General features: G+C 67.1%; 13 protein-coding genes. 9 read left to right on the top strand and 4 right to left on the bottom strand.

The annotated features are described in order from the left end of the window. Positions 1 to 448: 448 nt before the first annotated feature. On the bottom strand, positions 449 to 652 hold the full coding sequence (locus AC1DP9_RS10965) for a cold-shock protein (RefSeq protein ID WP_008646365.1): 204 nt from the start codon (positions 650 to 652) through the stop codon (positions 449 to 451). Between the two features lie 329 nt (positions 653 to 981). Between AC1DP9_RS10965 and AC1DP9_RS10970 the strand changes: the two genes are divergently transcribed. The 3 genes from AC1DP9_RS10970 (at position 982) to AC1DP9_RS10980 (ending at position 4745) form a co-directional block, all read left to right on the top strand. Further along, positions 982 to 2355: an NCS2 family permease gene (locus AC1DP9_RS10970; protein WP_477107338.1), complete on the top strand. Its 1374-nt coding sequence runs from the start codon at positions 982 to 984 to the stop codon at positions 2353 to 2355. A 435-nt stretch (positions 2356 to 2790) separates the two neighbouring features. Then, positions 2791 to 3246, top strand: coding sequence for a hypothetical protein (locus tag AC1DP9_RS10975; protein ID WP_092294188.1), 456 nt, complete (start codon positions 2791 to 2793; stop codon positions 3244 to 3246). Positions 3247 to 3371: 125 nt separating this feature from the next. Beyond that, positions 3372 to 4745, top strand: coding sequence for a sigma-54-dependent transcriptional regulator (locus AC1DP9_RS10980; protein ID WP_092294389.1), 1374 nt, complete (start codon positions 3372 to 3374; stop codon positions 4743 to 4745). Positions 4746 to 4934: 189 nt separating this feature from the next. Here the strand turns inward: AC1DP9_RS10980 and AC1DP9_RS10985 are convergent, their stop codons facing one another. Continuing rightward, on the bottom strand, positions 4935 to 5255 hold the full coding sequence (locus AC1DP9_RS10985; RefSeq protein ID WP_092294187.1) for a hypothetical protein: 321 nt from the start codon (positions 5253 to 5255) through the stop codon (positions 4935 to 4937). A gap of 1275 nt (positions 5256 to 6530) precedes the next feature. Between AC1DP9_RS10985 and AC1DP9_RS10990 the strand changes: the two genes are divergently transcribed. Both AC1DP9_RS10990 and AC1DP9_RS10995 read left to right on the top strand, forming a co-directional pair. Continuing rightward, complete coding sequence (locus AC1DP9_RS10990; protein WP_092294183.1) at positions 6531 to 7538, top strand: YihY/virulence factor BrkB family protein; 1008 nt, start codon at positions 6531 to 6533, stop codon at positions 7536 to 7538. Between the two features lie 76 nt (positions 7539 to 7614). After that, complete coding sequence (locus tag AC1DP9_RS10995) at positions 7615 to 9207, top strand: peptide chain release factor 3 (protein ID WP_092294181.1); 1593 nt, start codon at positions 7615 to 7617, stop codon at positions 9205 to 9207. Between the two features lie 109 nt (positions 9208 to 9316). Here AC1DP9_RS10995 and AC1DP9_RS11000 read toward each other — a convergent pair whose 3' ends face one another. Next, a complete protein-coding gene (locus AC1DP9_RS11000) occupies positions 9317 to 11485 on the bottom strand; it encodes a TonB-dependent receptor family protein (RefSeq protein ID WP_092294179.1) in 2169 nt (722 codons plus the stop codon). A gap of 241 nt (positions 11486 to 11726) precedes the next feature. Between AC1DP9_RS11000 and AC1DP9_RS11005 the strand changes: the two genes are divergently transcribed. After that, complete coding sequence (locus AC1DP9_RS11005) at positions 11727 to 12995, top strand: MFS transporter (RefSeq protein ID WP_477107339.1); 1269 nt, start codon at positions 11727 to 11729, stop codon at positions 12993 to 12995. Positions 12996 to 13287: 292 nt separating this feature from the next. Next, positions 13288 to 14211 carry a mechanosensitive ion channel family protein gene (locus AC1DP9_RS11010; RefSeq protein ID WP_477107340.1) on the top strand — a complete coding sequence of 308 codons (924 nt, stop codon included), beginning with the start codon at positions 13288 to 13290 and terminating at the stop codon, positions 14209 to 14211. Here AC1DP9_RS11010 and edd read toward each other — a convergent pair. Further along, positions 14208 to 16046 carry a phosphogluconate dehydratase gene (gene edd, locus AC1DP9_RS11015; RefSeq protein ID WP_477107341.1) on the bottom strand — a complete coding sequence of 613 codons (1839 nt, stop codon included), beginning with the start codon at positions 16044 to 16046 and terminating at the stop codon, positions 14208 to 14210. The two genes, AC1DP9_RS11010 and edd, sit on opposite strands and share 4 nt — an antisense overlap. Before the next feature lie 366 nt (positions 16047 to 16412). Between edd and zwf the strand changes: the two genes are divergently transcribed. Together zwf and pgl are read left to right on the top strand one after the other, a co-directional pair. Further along, positions 16413 to 17861: a glucose-6-phosphate dehydrogenase gene (zwf, locus tag AC1DP9_RS11020; RefSeq protein ID WP_092294171.1), complete on the top strand. Its 1449-nt coding sequence runs from the start codon at positions 16413 to 16415 to the stop codon at positions 17859 to 17861. Positions 17862 to 17895: 34 nt separating this feature from the next. Further along, positions 17896 to 18576, top strand: coding sequence for a 6-phosphogluconolactonase (gene pgl, locus AC1DP9_RS11025; RefSeq protein WP_092294169.1), 681 nt, complete (start codon positions 17896 to 17898; stop codon positions 18574 to 18576). Positions 18577 to 18581: the final 5 nt, after the last annotated feature.

Below are 18581 nucleotides of genomic sequence, written 5' to 3' on the forward strand. Positions count from 1 at the left end.
CTCCGACGTCACCTGCTGCTGAAACCGTACCCATTTCTGCGACCCCATATGAGGCTGCGGACCGTATACGGTGGGCTTTCGCGGCGTACCCGATTCTGCGGGGACAACTCGCGGCGGATTCCCACCCTAGCCAGGCAAAAATCGAAGGAAACCGGCCTCGAGCGATGGGACGCCACAAGCCAATGCGTACCCGTTTCTGCGTGCGATAGCGGCCTGCCGAGGCGACGGCCAGCCGCCAGCCGTACCCATTTCTGCGGAGATCAATCAGGAAGGCGTACCCGTTTCTGCGGCGCGACTGCGCGGGGCACGAAAAAAGACGCACGATAAATTGAAGCCGGTCGACCTGAAGCCCGATCCGGCGGAAAACAGGCGAAAAAAAACCCCGCCAGTGATGGCGGGGCTCTTTCGGTTGCTGGCACACCTTGCGGCGTGCCGGAGCTACCTTGGCTTACAGCGGCGTGATGTTCGCAGCTTGCAGACCCTTCGGGCCGTTCTTGACTTCGAACGACACGCGTTGGTTTTCCTGCAGCGACTTGAAGCCGTCGGCGCGCACTTCGGAGAAGTGGGCGAACAGATCATCACCGCCTGCGTCCGGCTTGATAAAGCCGAAGCCCTTGGCGTCATTGAACCACTTGACGATACCGGTTTGCATGGTATTGCTTTCCAAAAAAAGATAAAAAAGAAACCGATGGTGCACACACCATCGCACTGCCAACTCAAGGAAAGGACACCATGGACAACCGAAGTACCAACGGTGGCTAACGAATGAACTGTTGCCTCGTCGCTTGAATCTAGCTGTGGTTTATACGGGGGATTCGCGGCTTCGTCAAGGTGGGGATTCCCCGCCAGGGGCTGGCACCGTCACGTTGGCCTATGGGATCATCCCGCCTTTTGCCTATTGTCTGTCATGCAGCCCATGGCTGCCGCCCGGGCCGGGCGAGCCAGACGAAAGCAGGCGCAACACATTCCAGGAGACCCTACATGTCCCTACCGGACCCCGCCGAGCGGCCGGGCAGCGATTCCGCGCCCGCCTTCCAGTCCAGCCAGGCCAGCGCCAGCCTGGCCGAGCGCCTGTTCCGCCTGGCCGAGCACAACACGAACGTGCGCACTGAAGTGCTGGCCGGCGTGACCACGTTCCTGACGATGGCGTACATCATCTTCGTCAATCCGAGCATCCTCGGCGATGCCGGTGTGCCCAAGGACGCGGTGTTCGTCGCCACCTGCTTGGCCGCGGCCATCGGCACGCTGATCATGGGGTTCTTTGCGAATTATCCGATCGCGATGGCGCCGGGCATGGGCCTCAACGCCTACTTTGCCTATACAGTCGTCAAAGGCATGGGCCTGCCGTGGGAAGCGGCGCTCGGCGCGGTGTTTATCTCGGGCTGCCTGTTCCTGCTGGTCACGCTGTTCCGCATCCGGGAGATGATCGTCAAGGGTATCCCGCATGCGATCCGGGGTGCGATCACGGCGGGCATCGGGCTGTTCCTGGCGATCATCGCGCTGAAGAACGCCGGCATCATCGCGGCCAGCCCGGCCACCCTGGTGACCATCGGCGATCTGCACCAGCCTCCCGCGATCATGGCGACTATCGGGTTCTTCGTGATCGTCGCGCTGGACCGCCTGAAGGTGAAGGGTGCGATCCTGATCGGCATCCTGCTCACCACCGTGCTCAGTTTCCTGTTCGGCGGCAACACCTTCCACGGCGTGTTCTCGGCCCCGCCGTCGATCGCGCCCACGCTGTTCAAGCTCGATATCGCCGGCGCGCTGTCCATCGGCATCATCAACGTGGTGCTGGTCTTTTTCCTGGTCGAGCTGTTCGATGCCACCGGCACACTGATGGGTGTGGCCAACCGCGCCGGGCTGCTCAAGGCTGGCAAGATGCATCGGCTCAACAAGGCGCTGATGGCCGATAGCACTGCCATCATGGCCGGCTCGCTGCTCGGCACGTCGTCGACCACCGCCTATATCGAGAGCGCGTCTGGCGTGCAGGCCGGCGGCCGCACCGGCCTGACCGCCGTGACCGTGGCCGTGCTGTTCCTGGCCTGCCTGTTTATCGCGCCGCTGGCCGGCACGGTGCCGGCATATGCCACCGCGCCGGCGTTGCTCTATGTCTCCTGCCTGATGCTGCGCGAGCTGGTCGACATCGACTGGACCGATGTCACCGAGGTCGTCCCCGCCGTGCTCACCGTCCTCGGCATGCCGTTCACGTACTCGGTGGCCAATGGCGTCGCGTTCGGCTTTATTGCCTACGCGGTGCTGAAGCTGCTGACCGGCCGCGCGCGCGAAGTACCGGTCATGGCGTGGATCATCGCCGCCGTGTTTCTGTTCAAGTTCTATTACCTGCCGGGGCACTGAAACCGACCGAAAACGTCCGACGCCGTACCCGATTCTGCGTTAAATGTGAGCGCTCATTAACCTGACGGATGGCCTGCAGTGTGAGATTCTGATCTCACACTAAAGTATGAGACATGGCTGAAACCGATCACTTCGGGCTGGACAAACCGTCTCAAATGCACTGAACTAGAGGCGAAGTAGAAGAAGGGCGCGTGAGAGCGCCCTTTCTTGACTCCGGCCTATATGGAGGGCCGCGGCCCGCGCGCGGAGGCCGCCATCGGCCGAGAGCGTCCAACGAGACCGTCTTGCAGCGGCGGCGGGGCCACCAGGAAGTCACAGAAGTCATAACAGACCACACGGCCGACACGTGTGGCAGACAACAGACAGCTCAAAACCAAACATAGACAGTGGTAATCGTACGCAGTGCCGGGGGTGTTGTTCAACGGGGAACAAATCATGACCGCAGGAGAGATCCGGCGTCCCGAATTCGGGCCCATCAGTGCATCCGCCAGTCGATCGATTCACCGCGCGCCATTGGCCAGTGACGCGTCCGATATTTCACTACGGGACGCCGACCTAGGCGGCCCGGACACCGAAGTCGCCGTGCTGCTCGCCGAGGACACGGAGATTTCGCCGCGCACGCGCCAGGCCGTCGAGGCCCTGATGCAACGCCATCGCATGCTGGCCGAGGAACTCGCGCGCCAGCGCACGCTGCTCCAGGAATGGATCCTGAGCCAGCTCACCTACAAGGCGCTTTACTTCCAGTACTCCGGCCAGTCGCCCGAAGCGCCCAGCGTGGACCTGATGCGCGAGAAAGACATGGTGCGCCGCCGCATCCGCGACGAACTGCACGCCGGCCGTGACTACGACAGCGTGCTCGAAGAACAGTCTCGCAGTCTGTCCAGACCGTGATGCCGACGTTGCGCGCGGGGGAGCCCCCGCAGCCGGCGGAAACCAGCCGGGCCATGTGGCCCGCTTCCGGCGCGATTGCCGGGGTGGCCGCCGCGAACAAAAAGACAAACGTCAGGGAGAACGGCATGGACCGACTGTGCAAAGCGTCGACACGCTCCGCACAGATCGTGCTGGTGTCGCGTTTCGAAGATTTTGGATTCAGTGCCGAGCAATTCGGCCAGGGCTGGGAGATCCGGCGCGTGCAGCAGGTGCGCGACCTGGAGCGCGTGGTGCGGGGCAGTGCCCCCATGGCGGGCATCCTCGACCTGCAATCGACCTATTCCGATGCGGAGCTGACCCAACTGGAGCAGGGCCTCCAGCATCTGCACGTGACCTGGGTGGCGATCACCTCCAACGAGATGATCGAGGACGAACGCATCCGCCGCATGATCCGCGACTATTGCGTGGATTACGTGCGCACCCCGTTCTCGTTCGATGAACTGGCGTACACGCTCAAGCACGCCCACGGCATGGCCAGCCTGCATGGCGTGCGCGCGCCCGAGCATGTGCCGCACGGCCCGATGATCGGCGACTGCAATGTCATGCGCGTGATGTTCCGCTCGCTGGCCAAGGTGGCGCACAACGACGCGCCGGTCTTCATCTCGGGCGAGTCGGGCACCGGCAAGGAACTGGCTGCGCAGGCCGTCCACGAGGCATCGAGCCGCCGCAAGGGCCCGTTCGTGGCGATCAACTGCGGCGCCATCCCCTCGCACCTGGTGCAGTCGGAACTGTTCGGCTACGAGAAAGGCGCCTTCACCGGCGCCAACGCGCGCAAGATCGGCTGGATCGAGCAGGCGCAGGGCGGCACGCTGTTCCTCGATGAAATCGGCGACCTGCCCCTCGAGAGCCAGGTGGCGCTGCTGCGCTTCCTGCAGCAGGGCTGCATCACGCGGCTGGGCGGGCATCAGTCGATTCCGCTCGACCTGCGCATCATCTCGGCCACGCACGTGGACCTGGTGCTGGCGCAGACGGACGGCCGCTTCCGCTCCGACCTGTTCCACCGGCTCTGCGTGCTGACGCTGACGATTCCGCCGCTGCGCGATCGGGGCGAAGACATCCTGCTGCTGGCCAACGCGGTGCTGACCGAGCACGGGCACGAGGCCCACCGGCGTATTCGCGGCTTCTCCGCGTGCGCCACGCAGGCGATGATGCAGTACGCCTGGCCGGGCAACGTGCGGGAGTTGATCAACCGGGTCCGGCGCGCCATCGTCATGACGGACAACCGCAAGATCACTGCGGAAGACCTGCAATTGCATGGGGGCGTGGAGTTGCCGCGCAAGACGCTCGATGCCATCCGCGAGGAGGCGGAGCGCGAGGCGATCCGCACGGTGATGGCCAGCCACGGCTTTCACGTGGTGCCGGCGGCGCGAGAACTCAATGTGTCACGCGTGACGCTGTACCGGCTCATGCACAAGCACAACATCCGCGTCGATTCGCAACCGGGCGCCGTGGCGGAGTAATTCGCCCCGGGCACGCCCGTGCCGAAGTGCCAGGGGGAACCCGGCGACGTCCGCTCGCCGGACCCCCTTCGTCCCACCGCCCGGACAGCAGCGGCAGGCTAGCGCGGCCTGGCCCGCGCGGAGATCGTCCTCAATCTTGATCGCACACAAGAATCGTTCCTGCCTCCCTCCCTTCGTTCCTTAGTCCATTCAACTCATGCTGATCTTGTCGCGGCGGTGCCTTGGCGGCGTGGCGTCGACTGGCCCGCGCGTGGGCAGCGGGTCGCGCGGCTCGGCGCTGTCGCGCGCCTGGCGCTCGTCGGGGTGGTTCGCGCTCTGGTCGGGCGCGAAGGTCAGATCGCCCCAGGCCCAGGCGAAGCTGCGCACATAGCTGTCATTGCTGAGGGCGGCGTGACTGTTGAGGTTGGCGCAGTCGGGCCGGTCGAAGTACGCGTAGTTGCCGGCGAACGCGGCAGTCGTCGCGGTCGAGAGCAGCGCCAGCGCGATGATGGCGGGGACTCTGGCGTTCATGGGTGGCTCACTCCCTTGCTGGAAAAAGGTGCCCGCCGGGGGACGGAGCACGTAAAGCTTTCAAATACTGCAAGCAATGCCGATGTCGGCTGTCATCTCATGTTGTCCCTGCGGCGTGCCCTCAGCCTGCCGGCAACCCGTTGCGGCGCCGGCTGGCGGACACCGCCAGCGTGCGGCTGGCCGCGGCGCAATACGAGGCGATCGGGCGCAGTGGCTGGCGGGGCGACGGAAGCAGGGGCGGCGACAGCAGGTCAATCACGGACGGTGCGGGGCCCGCCAACCGATGGGCGCGCCTGCGTGCCGTCATTCGCGCGGGCGGATGACGCATGGCGGAGGTTCCTCCTGCGTGTCAGTCGAATAGTTGTCTAAGGCGCGTGCTTCTCCCTGCCCGGTACAGAGCGACAAGTGTGCCAATGCGCGCCGAACGCTTGTTTTATAGGGGCTGCGCGACGTCGGCACCTGTGCCAGCCCCGGAACGGGACGCCAGGCGGCGTCGATCGGTTTCGCCGCTGTAACGCAAGCGGACGGAGGCGCGCGTGGTCGTGTGACATGTGGCAGGGCGGCTGGGGCGATCGGCGCGTCATCGCGCGTTGCCCGGGCCCTTGCCAACGCTGCCAAGGTGGGAGGCGGCAGCACATGTCGCCCCCGAATGACCGCGCGGCGGCACGCCGTTGCGCGTGCCGGTGGGGCGGCAGGGCCGATGGCGCGTCCTGATGCGCAGCCCGGACGCGCCCGCACGGAGGCGCGGCACGCGTGTGCACCCGGTTGCAGGGCTGAAACATGAGGGTGGCGGGGAGGATCGACGCAGAAACGGGTACGCTCGTCGGGCGTCGAGCCGGCGTGGCAGGGCAGGGGAGGATGGGCGCGAGGCGCCGGCGGCTAGCGCGGGGTGCCCGACGGGACCGATGCGCTCGGCGCCATCGGTGCCGGACGGTCGCCCGGGGTCACATTGGACGTGGCGCCGGAAATGGGCTTCGGCCCCGGCTGTCCACGCTGTTGTTCGCAGCCGGCCAGCGCCAGCAGGCCAAGGCAGAGCGCGGCAACGGGGCGCCTGATCGAGGTGCGGATCACGGAAGTCTCCTGTTCCTGGCCGGGCGCGGCGGGTCCGCGCGCCGGCGGGTGTGCCTGAACTTACTGTAGCAGGTTGCACCGGCGCCGCTCCGGATGCGCATTATCATGAACGCAGGTCGGACGCGCGCGGACAGACAGCCCCGGCCGCGTCGTCCATGCTCTGAACGTGACGAGGTCATCACCCTCCACCATCCGAGATCCGGCATGCCTCCTGAACAAGCTTCCCGGCCGCCCGAGGGCGCGCCGCCCCGGCCCCAGCGTGGACGCATCCTGCCCGACCGCCACACGGCCGCGCGCACCTTCCGCGTGGTCTCGGCCGCCATCCAGTCCTGGTTCGAGCACCGCGCGGCCAGCAAGGGCGCGGCGCTCTCCTTCTATATGTTGTTCTCGCTCGCGCCGATCCTGGTGCTTGTGATCTCGATCGCCGGCCTGTTCTTCGGCGCCGAGGCTGCGCGCGGCGAGATCTTCTCCCAGCTCAACGGTCTGGTGGGCGAGCAGGGCGCCGCCGCCATCCAGGGGATTCTGGCCGCCACGCACCGCGCCGGGGGTAGCGGCGTGGCGGCGACCATCGCGTTCGGCATCCTGATCGTCGGCGCGACGAGTGCCTTCGCCGAACTCAAGAGCAGCCTGGACGACATCTGGCACGCCCCGCCCCCGGCTGGCGCGGGCTGGAAGAAGCTGCTCCGCGCGCGGATGTTGTCGTTCAGCATCGTGCTGGCGCTGGCCTTCATGCTGCTGGTCTCGCTGGTGGTCAACGCGGCCCTGGCCGTCATCGACCGCTTCTGGGGCGCGCTCTGGACGGCCTCCTGGTTCGCCCCGGTGGCGGACGCTATTTCCACGGTGTTCTCGTTCTCGGTGGTTACGGCCCTGTTCGCGGTGATCTTCAAGATGCTGCCGAACGCGCGCATCGCCTGGCGGGATGTGACGATGGGCGCGATCATCACCGCGCTGCTGTTCGCCGTGGGCAAGCGGTTGATCGGGATCTATCTGGGGAACAGCGCGGTGGCGTCGTCCTATGGCGCGGCCGGCTCGGTCGTGGCGCTGATGCTGTGGGTGTACTATTCGGCACAAATCTTCTTCTTCGGCGCCGAGCTGACGCGCCAGTACGCGTTGCAGTTCGGCAGCCTGCGCGGGCGCGATCCGGCGATGGAAAACCGCGCGGGGCCGGGTGCCGCGCACGGCGCCACCCCGCCGGGGGCCGCGAACCGGTAAAATACCGCCCCATTCCCTGTGCCCCGCCCGGGGCCCTCCACCCGATCCTGCCTGTCAGTCACCAGATTCCGTTGCCGTGAGCTCGCTCGTTTCCGAAATTGCGCGTCGTCGCACCTTTGCCATCATCTCCCACCCTGACGCGGGTAAGACCACGCTGACCGAAAAACTGCTGTGGTTCGGCGGCGCCATCCAGGTGGCCGGCGAAGTGCGTGCCCGCAAGGCCGACCGCCACGCCACGTCCGACTGGATGGAACTGGAAAAGCAGCGCGGGATCTCGGTGACCTCGTCGGTCATGCAGTTCCCGTACCGCCGCCGGCCGGACGTCCCCGAGAACATCGTCAACCTGCTGGATACCCCGGGCCACGAGGACTTCTCGGAAGACACCTACCGCACGCTGACCGCCGTCGACTCGGCCGTGATGGTGATCGACTCGGTGAACGGCGTGGAAGCGCAGACCATCAAGCTGCTCAACGTCTGCCGCCTGCGCGACACGCCCATCCTGACCTTCATCAACAAGCTCGACCGCGAAGGCCGTTCGCCGATCGAACTGCTCGATGAAATCGAGGACGTGCTCAAGATCCAGTGCGCGCCGATGACCTGGCCGATCGGCATGGGCAAGGCGTTCCGCGGCGTGTATCACATGATCGAGGACAAGGTGCAGCTGTTCGACCCCAAGGGCGAGAAGGGCACCGCCGCGATCCTGGACGGGCTGGACAACCCCGAACTCGACCGCATCCTGGGCAGCCAGGCGGACGAGTTGCGCGTGGAAATCGAACTGGTACGCGGTGCATCGCATACCTTCGACAGGGAAGCCTTCCTCTCCGGCAAGCAGACCCCGGTCTACTTCGGCTCGGCGATCAACAACTTCGGCGTGCAGTCGATGCTGGACGCGCTGTGCGAGCTGTCGCCCCCGCCGCTGGCCCGCCAGACCGAGAGCCGCGTGGTGGAGCCCGAGGAAGCCAAGTTCACCGGCTTCGTGTTCAAGATCCAGGCGAACATGGACCCGCGCCACCGCGACCGCATCGCCTTCGTGCGCGTCTGCTCGGGCAAGTTCGACCGGGGCATGAAGCTGCTGCACGTCTCGGCCGGCAAGACCGTGGCCATCAACAACGCCATCACCTTCATGGCGCAGGACCGCAACACCACCGAGGAAGCCTACGCGGGCGACATCATCGGCGTGCCGAACCACGGCACGATCCGCCTCGGCGATGTGTTCACCGAGGGCGAGGGACTCAAGTTCACGGGGATTCCGTCATTCGCGCCCGAGTTCTTCCGCCGCGCGCGGCTGAACAACCCGCTCAAGGTCAAGCAGTTGCAGAAGGGGTTGCAGCAGCTGGCCGAAGAGGGCGCGACGCAGATGTTCCGCCCGCTGGCGTCGAACGATCTGGTGCTCGGCGCGGTCGGTATCCTGCAGTTCGATGTGGTGGCGCACCGGCTGGAGCACGAGTACGGGGTCGATGCGATCTTCGAATCGCATGAATGCGCCACGGCGCGCTGGCTGCGTGGCGATGCTGCCGAGATCGAGAAGCTGATCGAGAAGGCCGGCCACAACGTGGCGCTGGACGGCGCCGGTGACCACGTCTACCTGGCACCCAGCATGGTCAACCTGCGCCTGACGCAGGAGCGCTTCCCGAACCTCCAGTTCCTGGAAACGCGCGAGATCGTCTGACCTGGGGAAGTGGGGATCGCGCCGCTGGCTCAATCCCTCTCCCCCGGCCCCTCTCCCGCATGCGGGAGAGGGAGCAAACCGGCAGCGTTTGAGCTGCCAGCACAATCGCTCAATACGCCAGCGATGCCTGGATGTAGAACGTACGCGGCATGCCCACGTACTTGCCGAAGTTGTTGTCGGTCGAGCGCGTGAAGTAGCGGCGATCGAACACGTTCTTGATCCCCACTGCCAGCTTCAGGTTCTGCGCCGACTTGCCGAAGTCGTAGCCCAGGCGCATGTTCATCAGCGCGTAGCCCGGAATATCGCCCAGCCGGCCATCGGCCGTCTCCGCCGTCTGGTAGGCGGTGGCCGTGGCGGGGTCGCCCGGCGAACGCTGCTTCGACTGCGCGAAGCCATCCAGGTTGAACGCCCAGCGGTTGCGCGCATAGCGCATACCCAGCGTGGCCACGTGGCGCGAGTAGAACGGCAGGTCGCGGCCGGCGAAGTTGCCCTGGTTGTACGTGGCGTCGGTGAACGTGTACGTGGCGTACGCGCTCAGGCCGGCCAGCGTCTTCGACAGCGTGCCGAAGTCATAGCGGATCGACGATTCCACGCCCCGGTGCGTCGTGGCGCCGAGGTTGGTCCACGCGTCCGGCGCGCCGCCCGTGCCGCCGCGCAGCTGCAGTTCGTCGTCGAAGTCGATGTTGAACAGCGTCAGCTCGCCGCCCCAGCCGTTGGTGCTGTTGAAGTGCGTGCCGACCTCGTAGGTCTTGGCCTTCTCCGGCACGAGGCCGTTGGTGGTCGAGGCGATCTGGAAGTACTGCAGCGGCCCGAACGACACGCCGGCGTTGGCGAACGCGGTCCAGTTGTCGCTGATGTGGTACAGCACGGCCAGCGACGGCAGCGGCTCGTTCGACGACACATCGGTGCGCACGTTGGTGAAGCGGTCGGTCAGGTCCGAGCGGATGAATTCGTAGCGCAGGCCGGGCGTGATGGTCCAGTTGCCGAAATTGATCGTGTCATCGATATAGACCGCATTGGCCGTGGTGCCGCCCGTGCGCCACTGGTAGACCGGCGCGGCGAGGTCCGGCGCGTTCACCGAGCCGGGCCGATAGAACGCCGTGCGAGTGGCTTGTTCATCACTTGCTTCGCGCAGGTAGCGGTAGCCCACGCTCACTTCGTTGCTGACGCTGCCGGTACGGAAGAGCTGCGAGTAGCGCGGCTCGAAGGCGAACACGTGGTAGTTACGCGGCGCCGTGGTCAGGCGGCGTTGCGCGGCCTGTGCGCCCGTGCCCTGCTGCTCGATCGTGCTGCCGCGGAAGCTGTCGGTGTAGTACGTCAGCACCTCGAACTTGCGGTTGGCGTCGTTGTGCGAATACTTGAGCGAGATATCCGAGCGACGGCCCGAGAAATCGTCATACGGGCGATCCGACTGGAACGGATTGGCCGCGTACTGCGCCGAGGTCAGCCCGCCCGGCATGCCGGCGTGGGCTTCGTAATAGTGGAAGGCCGCCGAAATCTCGTCGTTCTTCGAGATCCGGTACGCGCCCTTGAGCATCAGGTCGTCGATATCGACGTAGTCGTTGCTCTCGCGGTAGCCATTGCCGTGCACGCCCGAGTACAGCAGCGCGCCGCCCAGGCCCTGCTCGTTGGTGCCGCCGATGAACGCGGTCGGATTGGCCTTGGCGTTGCCGCCATGGCTGTAGATATCGGTCTCGATCGAGGCATCGGCCGCGAACGTCTTGGGAATCGGGCGCGACACGAAGTTGATGATGCCGCCCACGTTCTGCGGGCCGTAGCGCACCGAGCCGGCGCCACGCACCACGTCGATCGCTTCCAGGTTGCCGAGCGACAGCGGCGCCATCGACAACTGCGGCTGGCCATACGGCGCCACAGCCAGCGGCACCCCGTCCATCAGGATCGTGGAGCGCGGCGAAAGCCGCGAGGTCAGGCCGCGCACGCCCACGTTCAGCGAGATGTCGCTGCCGCCCGTACCGTTGCTGTCCTGGACCTGCACGCCGGGAATGCGGCGCAGCACATCGCGCACATTGTTCGCGCCGGTCTCCTTGATCGCTTCGCGGTCGACGATGGTCCGCGCGCCCGGGTGCTCGAGTACCTTTTCCTCGTTCGGCGCCTCGAGCCAGTTGCCGACCACCGTCACGGCGTTCAGCGTGCTGCCGTTGGCAGGGGCGTTCGGGGTTTCGGCGGATTCGGGAGCGGTTTGTGCCGAGACCGACACAGAGAGGCAGAGCAGGGCGACGCCAGTGGCGGCGACGTTGAGGCGAAATGCGGGCAGCACGATGAGGTCCAGGGAATACTTGCAAAAAGTTGCCCGGATTATAAATACGAATGATTCCCATGACGGCGCAATTTGTCCCCGGCGTGGCGGGAATGCATCAACATTGATACATGGAGAATTCAGCGCCCTCGGGTCGGGTCGGCTAGAATTCTCAGCTTTGTACGATGACCGACGAGCCGCGCGCCCGTTTGCCATCACGTGTGTCATCCGGCGCACATCGCATCCCTTCCTGCCGCCCCCCATGTCCACCGTCACACCTGTGCCGGCCGCCGAGCCGGACACCGTTTTCCGCGATCCCGCCTTCCGACATTTCTGGTTCGCCAGACTCTGCACGACCATCGGCTACCAGATCTTCACGGTGGCGGTGGGCTGGCAGATGTACGACCTCACGCGCGATCCCTTCATGCTCGGCATGGTCGGGCTGGTGCAGTTCCTGCCGTCGATCGTCCTGCTGCTGATGTCCGGCCACGTGGCCGACCGCTTCGACCGCCGGCGGATCGTGCGTACCTGCCAGGCGCTGGAAGCGGTGATTGCCGTGTCGATGGCCGTGGCGAGCTTTTCGGGCGGGATCACGCGCGAGTACATCTTCCTGTTCGTGGCGGCCATCGGCGCCTGTCGCGCGTTCGAGACGCCCACGCTCCAGGCGCTGCTGCCCAGCGTGGTCACGCCGCGCCAGCTGCCGCGCGCGGTGGCGCTGGCCAGTTCCGCCAGCCAGACCGCCATCATCATCGGCCCGGCGCTGGGCGGCTTCGCCTACGTGGCGGGCCCGGGCGTGGTCTATTCGATCAGCGCCGTGCTGTTCGCCATCGCCGCCGTGCTGGTGGCCACGCTCAAGCTGCGCCAGGCCGCGCAGCGGCTGACCACGCCGGTCAGCATCAAGACGCTGTTTGCTGGATTTGCCTATATCCGCAGCCATCAGGTGCTGCTGGGCGCGGTGTCACTGGACCTGTTCGCGGTGCTGCTCGGCGGCGCCACGGCGCTGCTGCCGATCTATGCGCGGGACATCCTCCACACTGGCCCGTGGGGGCTGGGGCTGCTGCGCTCGTCGCCGGCCATCGGCGCGCTGGTCACGGCGCTCTGGCTGGCGCGGAACCCGCTGAACCGGCGCGTGGGCCGCGTGATGTTCGGCGCGGTGGCGCTGTTCGGCGTGGCGACGATGGTCTTCGGCATTTCCAGCTGGCTGCCGCTCTCGATGGGGGCGCTGGTGGTGCTGGGCGCGTCGGACATGATCAGCGTGGTGGTGCGCCAGACGCTGGTGCAGCTCGATACCCCGGACGACATGCGGGGTCGCGTGGGGGCGGTCAACTCGGTGTTTATCGGGGCGTCGAACCAGCTTGGCGAGTTCGAATCGGGCGTCACGGCGGCGCTGCTCGGGCCCGTGGGCGCGGTGCTGCTGGGCGGCGCCGGCACGGTGCTGGTGGTGTTCGCGTGGATGCGGCTGTTCCCGGCGCTGGCCGACCGAGACCGCCTGCACGATCATCCCCACGACCGCCCGGCCCCGGCGCGCTGACCGCTTCCGATCCGGGCAAAGCGTACCCGTTTCTGCGCCCACCTTCCCGCCGGGCCCTGCTGCCCGCGCTCTCCATGCAGGGATTACAACGGCTCACGGCCGAAAGTTGTAATCACTGCACTCCCTCTGCCTTTCCTCCCCCGACTGTGATGTAAGCGGCGCGCCGTGCGGGCCCCCGTGAGCCATTGCGTGGCAACGGCCCACGCAGAAACGGGTACGCTTTGGGATTGCCCGGCGGGCTGGCTGGCACGTCCTTCGCGAGTCGGCCCGGGTTGCACTGAGGAGCGAACGCATGGAATTGCCGTATATCGACGCCGACAAAGTCCAGGCCACCTGGGCCTATCTCACCCAGTTCGCGGTCAGTCAGGGGCTGAACTGCCTCGCCGCGCTGGCCATCCTGCTTGCCGGCTGGTGGCTCTCCGGCCGCGCCGCGCGGGCCGTCAGGCAGGGCCTCCATCACACCCATGTGGACGACACACTGCGGCCGATGCTGGCGAGCGTGGCCCAGTGGGTGGTGCGGGTGCTGACCGTGGTGCTTGTGCTGTCGCAGTTCGGCGTGCAGACCGCGAGCATCATCGCCATGCTCGGCGCCGCCGGCCTGGCCATCGGCCTGGCGCTGCAGGGCACGCTCCAGAACATCGCCGCCGGGATCATGCTGGTGCTGCTGCGCCCGTTCCGCGTGGGCCAGTACATCGACGCCCAGGGTGTGGCCGGCACCGTGCGCGAGACCGGGCTGTTCATGACCGAGCTGACGACTTTCGACGGGGTCTGCCTGCGCGTGCCCAACGGCAAGCTCTGGGGCAGTTCGATCATGAACTACAGCGAGAACGTCACGCGGCGCATGGATATCGAGATCGCCGTGACCTTCGACAGCCCCGTGCAGGCTGGGCTGGATGCCCTCAAGGCCATGCTGGCCAAGGAGCCGCGGCTGCTGGCCGAGCCCAGGCCCGAGGTCATGGTGACGAAGTACACCGACCGGGGCATCGCGCTGAACGCGCGCTACTGGACCTCGAATGACGATTTCTGGAACGTGCAGTTCGGCTTCTTCAGCAAGCTGAAGCCCACGCTGGAAGCCGCCGGCTGCCGGATCGCCGTGCCGGTGCAGGAAGTCCACGTGCCGGAGGTGGATGAGGAGGCGCTGGCAGACGGGGCCGACAGCGATGGCAAGGCGGACCGCTACGACGCCCGCCGCACCCCGCCGCGCCGGCCGAACTAGCGCGGCTCCACCCCTTCGTCCGCGAACAGCGAGCACGCGCCGGTCTCGGCCGTGCTCACATGGGCGCGGAAGCCGCCGAACAGGTCGCGCCCCACGCCGTGCCGGTTGCGCGAGAGATCAGGCCGATCGGCCTCGCGCACCGCCAGGTCGGCATCGGCCAGCTTTACGGTCAGCACGCCGGCTGGCGCGTCCACACGCACGATGTCGCCGGTGCGCACCTTGCCGAGGGCCCCGCCCAGCAGCGCCTCCGGGCAGACGTGGATGGCCGCCGGCACCTTGCCCGACGCCCCCGACATCCGCCCATCCGTCACCAGCGCCACGTGGAAGCCACGGTCCTGCAGCAGCGTCAGCGTAGGCGTGAGCTTGTGCAGTTCGGGCATGCCGCACGACGCCGGCCCCTGCCACGGCAGCACCGCCACGAAATCGCGCTCGAGTTCGCCGCGCTTGAAGGCGTCCAGCAGGTCATCCTGCCGTTCGAAGACGATGGCGGGCGCCTCCACCACCTGATGTTCGGGTTTCACGGCGGATGTCTTGATAACACATCGCCCGAGATTGCCGTCGAGCAGCTTGATCCCGCCATCGGGCGCGAACGGCTGGTCGGGCAGGCGCACGATGGTGTCGTCGAGCGAGGCCGTGGGACCGTCGATCCAGGTCAGCTTGCCGTCGCGCAGCACCGGCTCGCGCGTGTAGTCGGCCAGCCCCTTGCCGGCGATGGTGGTCACGTCGTCGTGCAGCAGCCCCAGCGTCAGCAGGCCGCGAATCACCACTGCCAGCCCGCCGGCCGCCTGGAACTGGTTCACATCGGCCTTGCCGTTCGGGTAGACGCGCGCCAGCAGCGGCACCACGGCGGAGAGTTCATCGAAGTCGTCCCAGGTCAGCTGGATGCCAGCCACGCGCGCCATGGCGATCAGGTGCAGCGTGTGATTGGTGGACCCGCCCGTGGCCACCAGCCCGACGATGCCGTTGACGAACGCGCGTTCGTCGAGCACATCGGCCACCGGGGTGTAGCGCTCGCCGCCATGCACCAGCGTCAGCGCGTGGGTGGCCGAATGGCGCGTCAGGGCCTCGCGCAGCGGCGTGCCGGGGTTGATGAAGGCGGTGCCCGGCAGGTGCAGGCCCATGATCTCCATCAGCATCTGGTTCGAGTTGGCGGTGCCGTAGAAGGTGCAGGTGCCCGGGCCGTGGTAGGACCGGGTCTCGGCTTCCAGCAGCTCCACGCGCCCGATCTTGCCTTCCGCGTAGAGCTGGCGGATGTGCGCCTTCTCCTCGTTGCCGATGCCGGTGGTCATCGGCCCGCCCGGCACGAACACGGCCGGCAGGTGGCCGAAGGACAGCGCGCCCATCACCAGGCCGGGCACGATCTTGTCGCAGACGCCCAGGTACAGCACGCCGTCGAACATCTGGTGGGACAGCGCCACGGCGGTGGCCATGGCGATCACGTCGCGCGAGAACAGCGACAGGTCCATGCCGTCCTGGCCCTGCGTCACGCCATCGCACATGGCCGGGGTGCCCCCGGCGAACTGCGCCGTGCCGCCGGCGGCCAGCGCGGCCTCCTTGATCCAGCGCGGGAACGCTTCCAGCGGCTGGTGGGCGGACAGCATGTCGTTATAGGCCGAGACGATGGCCAGGTTGGGGCGCTCCTGCGCCTTGAGGCGGATCTTGGCGTCGTCCGGCATGGCGGCCACGCCGTGGGCGAGGTTGGTGCAGGACAGGTTGGCGCGCTCGACCTTCTGCCCGGCCATGGCGCGGGTGCGGTCGAGGTAAGCCTGGCGCGTGGCGTGGCTGCGGGTCACGATGCGGGCCGTAACCCGCTCCAGGACAGGGTGGCGTGGCATGGAGTGTTCTCCTGTGAGGCGTGGGGCGCTTCGTGCGGCGCTCCATCAGCGTAGTCCAAATCGGCCGGATGCGCCCCGGGGCGGCTGGGGCGCGAAGTGAGCGGATACAGGTCGGATCGCTCACACGCCCGGATGTTCCGCGCCGGCCTGTGACAACGGTGTGAACCCGCGGTGCGACCCCCGTGTGCCGTCCGCGACGCTACGCAGAAACGGGTACGCCCGGGGTCCGCCCGCCGGCCGAATCCGCCCCGCCCACTGCCCAATCCCGGGCGAGTGACGTAACATGGCCGGAACTTATCCGCCCCTCGCCGGCACTCAGTAGAGGCCGGGGCGCCCACTTCCCCCCGCAAGGAGCCCAGGGTGAGCATGCCCGATTTCGACATGGTGCTGTTCGGCGGCACCGGTGACCTGGCACGGCGCAAGCTGCTGCCGGCCCTCTTCGACGCCCACCGCTGCGGCGTGCTGCATCCGTCCGCGCGCATCCTCGCCACGGGCAGTCACGCCCAGACCACCGAGCAGTACATCGCCACGCTGGAAGACACCGTGCGGCCCGCGCTGGAGCACGCGCCGCCCGACGCCTGGGCCTCGTTCCTGCAACGCATCTGCTACGTCCAGGCCGACGCGCGCGAGCCCGCCCACTTCGACGCCCTCGCCGAGAAGGTGCTGGCCCGCAAGCCCGAGGTGGTGGTCTGCTACCTGGCCACTGCCCCCCATATCTTCGTGCCGATCTGCGAGCAGCTGGGCCGCACCGGCCTGAACACGCCCAACGTGCGCGTGGTGCTGGAGAAGCCGCTGGGGCACGACCTGGACTCGTCCGAGGCCATCAATTCCTCCGTGGCGAAGTATTTCGCCGAAGACCAGATCTATCGGATCGACCATTACCTGGGCAAGGAATCGGTCCAGAACCTGATGGCGATCCGCTTCGGCAACGCGCTGTTCGAGCCGCTGTGGCGCCGCGAATGGGTGCAGGACGTGCAGATCACCATCGCCGAGGAACTGGGCGTGGAGTCGCGCGGCGACTTCTACGACCGCACCGGCGCACTGCGCGACATGGTGCAGAACCACCTGCTGCAACTGCTGTGCATGGTGGCGATGGAGCCGCCGGCGAGCCTGTCGGAAGACGCCATCCGCGACGAGAAGATCAAGATCCTGAAGGCGCTGCGGCCGATCCAGCCGCAGGACGTGGCCGAGAAGACCGTGCGCGGCCAGTACCGCGCCGGGGCGGTCGGCGGCAAGCCGGTGCCGGGCTATATCGACGAGCCGGGCATCGCCCCGGACAGCCGCACCGAGACCTTCGTCGCCATCAAGGCCGAGATTGCCAACTGGCGATGGGAGGGCGTGCCGTTCTACCTGCGCACCGGCAAGCGCATGCAGTCGCGCGTGGCCGAGATCGTGATCCACTTCCGCGATGTGCCGCACGCCATCTTCCCCAAGCCGCTGACGCTGTCGCCGCAGAACCGGCTGGTGATCCAGCTCCAGCCCGAGGAAAGCATCAAGCTGTATTTCCTGGTCAAGCAGCCGGGCGATACCCTCGAACTGACCCCCACCTCGCTCGACCTGGACTTCGCCAACTCGTTCAAGGTGCGCCGCGCCGGCGCCTACGAGCGCCTGCTGCTGGACGTGATCCGCGGCCGGCTGGGCCTGTTCGTGCGTCGTGACGAGCAGGTGCAGGCGTGGCGCTGGGTGGAGCCGATCATCGACACCTGGGCCGACAGCACCGTGCCGCCCAAGTCGTATACCGCCGGCACCTGGGGGCCTGCGGCGTCGTCGGCGCTGATGTCGCGCGACAAAGCGCTCTGGCACGAGGAAGTCTGACCCACCGCCTGTCTATATATAAAAGGGACCGATCATGCGCCAGTACGAACATGCCTCCGTGATGGATCAGGCCGAATCGCTGGCCCTCTCGATCGGCCATGCGCTGGATCTGGTGATCCAGGCCAAGGGCTGGGCGGTGCTGGCGGTGTCCGGCGGGCGCTCGCCGGTGCCGATGTTCGAGCGGTTGCGCTATCGGCCCATCCGCTGGGACGCCGTGACCGTGACGCTGGTGGATGAGCGCGCGGTGCCGCCGGACCATCCCGACAGCAACGGCGCGCTGGTGCGCCACAACCTGCTGCGCGAGGCCGCGGGCGTGGCGGCCTGGGTGCCGCTGGTGGAGGATGCCGCCGAGGCGTCCCAGCCGGAGCGCGCCGTGGCGCGGCTCAACGAACGCTTCCAGCAGCCGGACGTGGTGGTGCTCGGCATGGGCGAGGATGGGCACACGGCGTCGCTGTTCCCGGAGGCGCCCGAGCTGCAGACCGCGCTGTCCGAGCCGAAGCCCGGTTTCCTCGTCACCCATCCGACCAGCGCGAACCACGCCCGCGTGACGCTGAACCTCGCCGCGCTGCTGGCCGCCGAACGCACCTTCCTGGCCATCACGGGCGAGAAGAAGGCCGAGGTGCTGGCCCGCGCGCTCCAGGCGCCCACGCCGGCGCTGCCGGTGAGCCTGGTGCTGGCGCGCCACCGCCATGGCGTGGACGTGTTCCGTACCTGATCGCC

This window comes from Cupriavidus sp. 01L43, assembly GCF_056399925.1.